Origin of the sequence: Novosphingobium sp., from assembly GCF_041915465.1 — a bacterium.
In the GTDB taxonomy this organism is placed as follows: domain Bacteria; phylum Pseudomonadota; class Alphaproteobacteria; order Sphingomonadales; family Sphingomonadaceae; genus Novosphingobium.
Window position 1 is genome coordinate 1 of the sequence record NZ_JAYSBK010000143.1, and the last position, 5,867, is coordinate 5,867.

The 5,867-nt window shown below is 63.6% G+C and carries 4 protein-coding genes; 3 read left to right on the plus strand and 1 reads right to left on the minus strand.

The window, feature by feature from the left end; translation table 11 throughout:
• On the minus strand, window positions 1-1,141 hold a 1,141-nt coding region (locus tag ACE3SN_RS15875), incomplete at its 3' end, for an MFS transporter (protein WP_374531658.1).
• Window positions 1,142-1,300: 159 nt separating this feature from the next.
• On the opposite strand from ACE3SN_RS15875, the gene ACE3SN_RS15880 reads away from it, so the two are divergent.
• The 3 genes from ACE3SN_RS15880 (at window position 1,301) to ACE3SN_RS15890 (ending at window position 5,834) form a co-directional block, all read left to right on the plus strand.
• The gene (locus ACE3SN_RS15880) at window positions 1,301-3,763 is read left to right on the plus strand and encodes a TonB-dependent siderophore receptor (protein WP_374531659.1); all 2,463 of its coding nucleotides are present in this window, start codon (window positions 1,301-1,303) and stop codon (window positions 3,761-3,763) included.
• Window positions 3,764-3,843: 80 nt separating this feature from the next.
• Complete coding sequence (locus ACE3SN_RS15885; RefSeq protein ID WP_374531661.1) at window positions 3,844-4,959, plus strand: glycoside hydrolase family 68 protein; 1,116 nt, start codon at window positions 3,844-3,846, stop codon at window positions 4,957-4,959.
• Window positions 4,956-5,834: an ROK family protein gene (locus ACE3SN_RS15890; protein ID WP_374531663.1), complete on the plus strand. Its 879-nt coding sequence runs from the start codon at window positions 4,956-4,958 to the stop codon at window positions 5,832-5,834. The genes ACE3SN_RS15885 and ACE3SN_RS15890 overlap by 4 nt, the downstream gene beginning before the upstream one ends.
• Window positions 5,835-5,867 lie beyond the last annotated feature (33 nt).

The window sequence follows — 5,867 nt, forward strand, 5'->3', positions numbered from 1 at the left end:
AGATCCCCATGTAGATGCCGGTCCGCTCGGGCGGGATCGAATCTGCCAGCATGACGTAAGTGTTGCCCATCATTCCGGCCCAACCGATACCGATTCCCGCCATCAGCGCAAAGAGGGCAACTGGAGTAGACGCGCCCGGGATCAGCAGCATCGCCGCGCCTGACGCCGTCAGGCAGATCGCGTGGGCCAAGCGCGCGCCCAATCGGCGCACAACCGGGATCAGCGCGAGGGCTCCGGCAAAGGCGATGAAGTTGTAAAGCGCACCGGCCTGCTGCGTGGTCAGCGTGGCATCGCGAAAGGCGGCGCTGGAAGGATCGGACGTACCATAAATCGAGCGGCCAACGGCGAAAGTGATGTACTGCCAATAGGCGAACATCGCATACCACTGGCACAGCATCGCGACGGCGAGCTGGCGCATCGGCCGCGGCATTTCGCGGATGGCGCTACCGATTTCGGCCAGGGTGGCGCCAGCCGTCATCGGCCGCGTTGCGAGTTCTCGCTGTTCCTCCTCGCTCATCGGCAGTTCCGGTACGCGCCAGACCGACCACACGATCGTGCTGATCGACAGGATCGCGCCGATCAGGAAGGCGACCCGGACGATCGCAGGGATGCCGTTGGCATCGAGCACGTCCTTGGCGATGAAGGCGGTGAGCAGGGTGGGGGCGAGGTAGGAAAGGGTCTGGGCGAGGCCGGTGAAGGCACTTTGCGTGAGAAAGCCGATCGAGCGTTGATCGCGAGCGAGACGATCCGCGACATAGGCGCGGTAGGGCTCCATCGTGATGTTATTGCCCGCATCGAGGATCCACAGCAACGAAGCCGCCATCCACAGGCTGGATGAAAACGGCATGAAGAGCAGGCCCAGCGTGCAGATGACCGCGCCGATCAGGAAATAGGGCGTACGGCGGCCAAGGCGGGACTGGGTGCGGTCGCTCATCGCGCCGATGATCGGCTGGACGATCAGTCCCGTCATCGGTCCGGCCAGCCACAGCAGCGGCATGCTGGCTTCGTGCGCCCCCAGGAAGCCATAGATCGGCCCCATATTGGCCTGCTGCAGCCCGAAACTGAACTGGAGTCCGAAGAATCCGATATTCATCTCGATGATTCGAGCGAGAGAAAGCTTCGGTTTTTCAGCATTTTGCATTGCAGTCATCCTCTTCGCCGCACCGTTTCCGGGCTTGCGCGAGGGATGGAGTGCCACACAACCGACAAAAATACAAACGTTTGCATTTTTCGATTGCAAACGTTTGTTGTAGACCTATGCATAGGGCCGAATCAGAACCCAGGAGAGGGAAACGACATCATGAAACTTCGCCACGCTTTTGCCCTTGGGGTCGCACTCACGGCATTCTCCTCACCCGTTTTCGCGCAGGACAGCGATGCTCCCGCGGCTGCTGACGGCGGCTCGAAGAAGGACGCGCTCGGACTTGACGAGATCGTGGTGACCGCCAGCGCACGTCCGGCCAACCGCCTCGAAACCTCGGTCTCGGTCAGTGCGCTCGACAACGAAGCCGTGGCCGAAGCCGCGCCGCGCACCACGGCCGAAATCTTCCGCCAGATCCCGGGCATCCGTTCGGAATCGACCGGTGGTGACGGCAACGCCAACATCGCCGTGCGCGGTCTGCCGGTCGCCTCGGGCGGGGCCAAGTTCCTGCAGCTGCAGGAAGACGGCATGCCGGTCATGCAGTTCGGCGACATTGCCTTCGGTAACGCCGACATCTTCCTGCGCGCCGATCAGACCGTGAAGTCGATCCAGGCCGTGCGCGGCGGTTCGGCCTCGACGCTCGCGTCGAACGCGCCGGGCGGGGTGATCAACTTCATCTCGAAGGACGGCAGCAAGGAAGGCGGCACCATCATGGCGACCGTCGGCCTCGACTATAAGGATTACCGGCTCGACTTCGACTATGGCGCCAAGATCGGCGAGAACACCCGCTTCAACATCGGCGGCTTCTGGCGCGAAGGCGAAGGCCCGCGCCGCGCCGGTTACAACGGCAACAGCGGCTATCAGATCAAGGCCAACATCACCCAGGAATTCGATGGCGGCTATGTGCGGCTCTATGCCAAGCACCTCGACGACAAGGCGATCGGCTATCTGCCGATGCCAATGCTGGTGACCGGCTCGAATTCGGATCCCAAGTACAGCTCGTTCACCAATTTCGACATCCTGCAGGATACGCCGCACAGCGCGCTGTTCACCTCGGCGACCGGGCTTGACGGTAACAACAACCGCCGCGTTACCGACATCCGCGACGGGATGCATCCGGTTGTCACCTCGCTCGGTCTCGAAGCGCAGTTCGAAGTGGCCGATGGGGTCAAGCTCGAGGAACGCTTCCGCTGGAACAGCGTGAAGGGCCGCTTCGTTTCGCCGTTCCCGGCCGAAGTCGGCAATGCCAGCGCGATCGGCAATTCGGTGGGTGAACTGCTGACTGGCAACGCCGGCAGCTACAACCTGGTCTATGCCAATGGCCCGCAGGCTGGTCAGGCGTTCAACAACGCCAATGGCCTGCTGATGCGCACCCACCTGTTCAACGTCGAAATCAACGATTTCGGCAGCTTTACCAACGACATCAAGCTGAGCAAGGACTTCGGTTCCGCCACGCTGACCGCCGGCTTCTACAAGGCCCGCCAGAACATCGACATGGACTGGACCTGGGACAGCTTCCTGATGGAAGTGAAGGGCAACAATGCCGCGCTGGTCAACGTGGTCGATCCCGTGTCGGGCAAGGTTCTGACCCAGGGCGGGCTCTATGCCTATGGTGTTCCGGCCTGGGGCAACTGCTGCCAGCGTTCGTATAACGTCAGCTATGACATCAATGCGCCTTACGCCGCGCTCAATGCCGAACTCGGCGCCCTGTCGCTCGACGGTTCGGTGCGCTGGGACAATGTTTCGGCGCGCGGCAACTATGCCGGGACGCTGCAGGTCAGCAATTATGAGGTGAACGGGAACGGGACCATCGATCCGACCGAGCGCAGCGTCTCGCTGATCGACAATGGAAATCCCAGCCCGGTCAACTACAACGTCAACTACGTCTCGTGGTCGATCGGCGCGAACTACAAGCTGAACGACAACGCGGCGGTCTTTGCCCGCGCCAGCCGCGGCGGCCGCGCCAATGCCGACCGCCTGCTGTTCGGCGTGGTCCAGCCCGACGGTTCGGTCCGCAAGGAAGACGCAATCGACTACGTCAATCAGTACGAACTGGGCGTGAAGTATCGCTCGGGCGGGTTCGGGCTGTTCGCGACGGGCTTCTTCGCCCGGACCGAGGAACAGAACTTCGAGGCGACGACCCAGAAGTTCTTCAACCGCACCTACAAGGCCAAGGGCATCGAGCTTGAAGCGGCCTATCGTTCGGGCATCTTCGACCTGCGCGCCGGTGCCACCTGGACCGATGCGACGATCGCCAAGGACGCGATCACGCCCGCGAATGAAGGGCATACCCCGCGCCGCCAGGCCAAGCTGGTCTATCAGTTCACGCCCGCAATCGACCTCGATCAGGTCCGTTTCGGCCTGAATGTGGTCGGCACGACCAAGTCCTATGCCCAGGACGACAACCTGCTGGTTTTCCCGGGCTACACCCAGGTCAACGCCTTCGTGAACTTCCGCCCGATGGAAAATGTCGAACTATCGATCAACGCGAACAACCTGTTCAACGTCGTCGGCATCACCGAAGCCGAAGAAGGCTCGATTACGCCGGGCGTCAACAACTACGTCCGCGCGCGCTCGATCAACGGTCGCACCGTCTCCGCTTCGCTGCGCTTCGACTTCTGATGCAGCGGAACAGGGCCGGCCGGGCGCACCTTCCCGCCGGCCGGCCCTGTTCACCGCGCAAGACTGACCAAGGTAAGTACATGAGCACGGCCTGGACCGCCGACCACGTCGGCAAAATCGCTCCCGCTTCGGGTTGTCTGGTCCCGGTGATTGAAAAAATCGACCGTGCCGGTCTCGATCCCGAACTGATCTATTGGGATATGTGGCCGATCCAGGATCCGCAGGGCCGCGCGGCCAAGATCGGCGGCCGGGAAATCTGGATGGCGCTGACCGCGCCGGAGCGCGGCAATCCGCACCTGCGCCACTTCGAGGCAAAGATCAGGCTGCTCGCGCGCGAGGCGGATGGCTGGCGCGATCTTGGCCCGGCAATGCCCGACCAGCCGGTTCCCTATGAGCGCGAATGGGCCGGATCGGCCGTATTCGATGGATCGCAAGTAACGCTCTATTTCACCGCGGCCGGCACCTCGCAGCGGCCGGGCGGGTATCAGCAGCAATTGTTCGAGGCGAGTGCCGCGATCGGTGGTGACGGGCTGCCCGCCGGCTGGACCGCGCCGCGCCCGTCGATCACGCGCTTTCTGCCAGACTACATGCTGGCCGCAGCCCACGAGGGCGAAGCGGGCAAGATCAAGGCCTTCCGTGACCCTGCCTATTTCCGCGATCCGGCGGACGGAGCGGAATATCTCATCTTCACGGCCTCGTTGGCCGAAGCCGGGAGCGACTTCAATGGCGCTGTCGGCATCGCCCGCAAGCACGGCGACGGCTGGCACCTGTTGCCGCCACTCGTCAAGGCAGACGGGGTGAACAATGAACTGGAGCGCGCCCACGTCGTATTCCACGCAGGCCGCTACTTCGTATTCTGGGCGACGCAATCGAGCACCTTCGCCCCCGGCCTGCGCCACGCTCCAAATGGCCTCTATGGCATGGTTGCGGATAGCCTGGCGGGCCCCTGGCGTCCGCTCAACGGAACCGGCCTCGTGCTGCGCAATCCGGCATCGGAACCGACCCAGACCTATAGCTGGTTTGTCACCGCCGACCTTGAAGTTGCCAGCTTCGTCGACTTCTGGGGCCTTGACGGCCAGCCGGTTCCAAGCGATCCGACCGATGCGAACCGCTATTTTGGCGGCGTTCCGGCGCCGCTGCTGCGCCTCGAAGCGTCAGGAGATCGTTGCGTGTTGACTGGACAGGCACCGGCATGAACACCGCCGACATGGCCCTGCTTGGGGCGATCGAGGCGGGCGGAACCAAGTTCGTCCTTGCGGTGGGTTCTTCATCCTCGGAAATCCTGGCCCGTCATGTCATTCCGACCCTGACCCCCGACGCTACCCTTGCGGCAGCAGCCGAATGGTTTGCGGCACAGGGCAAGCTGCGCGCGCTGGGCATTGCCAGCTTCGGGCCGGTCGAGCTGGATCGTGCATCGCCGCAATGGGGGCATATCACCAACACGCCGAAGCCCGGCTGGGCGAACTGCGATCTTGCAGGCTACTTCGCTGACCGGTTCGGCGTTGCGGTTGGTTTTGACACCGACGTCAACGGCGCTGCCCTGGCTGAATCCCGGCACGGCGCGGGAAAGGGGGCATCCTCGCTCGCCTACGTGACGGTCGGCACGGGCATCGGCGGGGGGCTGGTGCTGGATAATACGCCGGTGCACGGCGCGGCCCATCCCGAGCTGGGCCATATCTACGTCCGCCGCCCGACGGGCGATAGCGGCTTTGCCGGGATCTGTCCGCACCACGGCGATTGCCTGGAAGGACTGGCCAGTGGTCCGGCAATCAAGGCGCGGTGGGGTGCGTCGCTGTCTGAGTTGCCGGCGGACCACGAAGCCCATGGCATGGTCGCCTACTACCTCGGACAGCTCTGTCACAGCCTGTTTGCGATGACTGCGGCCGAAGTCGCGGTGCTGGGGGGCGGGGTCATGAAGACACCGGGCCTGATCGAGCGCATTCGTGAGTGCAGCGCAGAACTTGGCGCGGGCTATCTGCCGGGAACGGCGCGGCACAGGATCGTCGCGCCGGGTCTTGGCGAGGACAGCGGGATCACCGGCGCGCTGATGCTGGCCGAGGACGCGGGCTGAAGGGCGCCGCCGGGCAGGCCGATCCTGCCCGGC

Bases quoted from the DNA above. Each gene is read 5' to 3' on its own strand.
- ACE3SN_RS15890 (WP_374531663.1), top strand. From the start codon at position 4,956: ATGAACACCGCCGACATGGCCCTGCTTGGGGCGATCGAGGCGGGCGGA.
- ACE3SN_RS15880 (WP_374531659.1), top strand. From the start codon at position 1,301: ATGAAACTTCGCCACGCTTTTGCCCTTGGGGTCGCACTCACGGCATTC.
- ACE3SN_RS15885 (WP_374531661.1), top strand. From the start codon at position 3,844: ATGAGCACGGCCTGGACCGCCGACCACGTCGGCAAAATCGCTCCCGCT.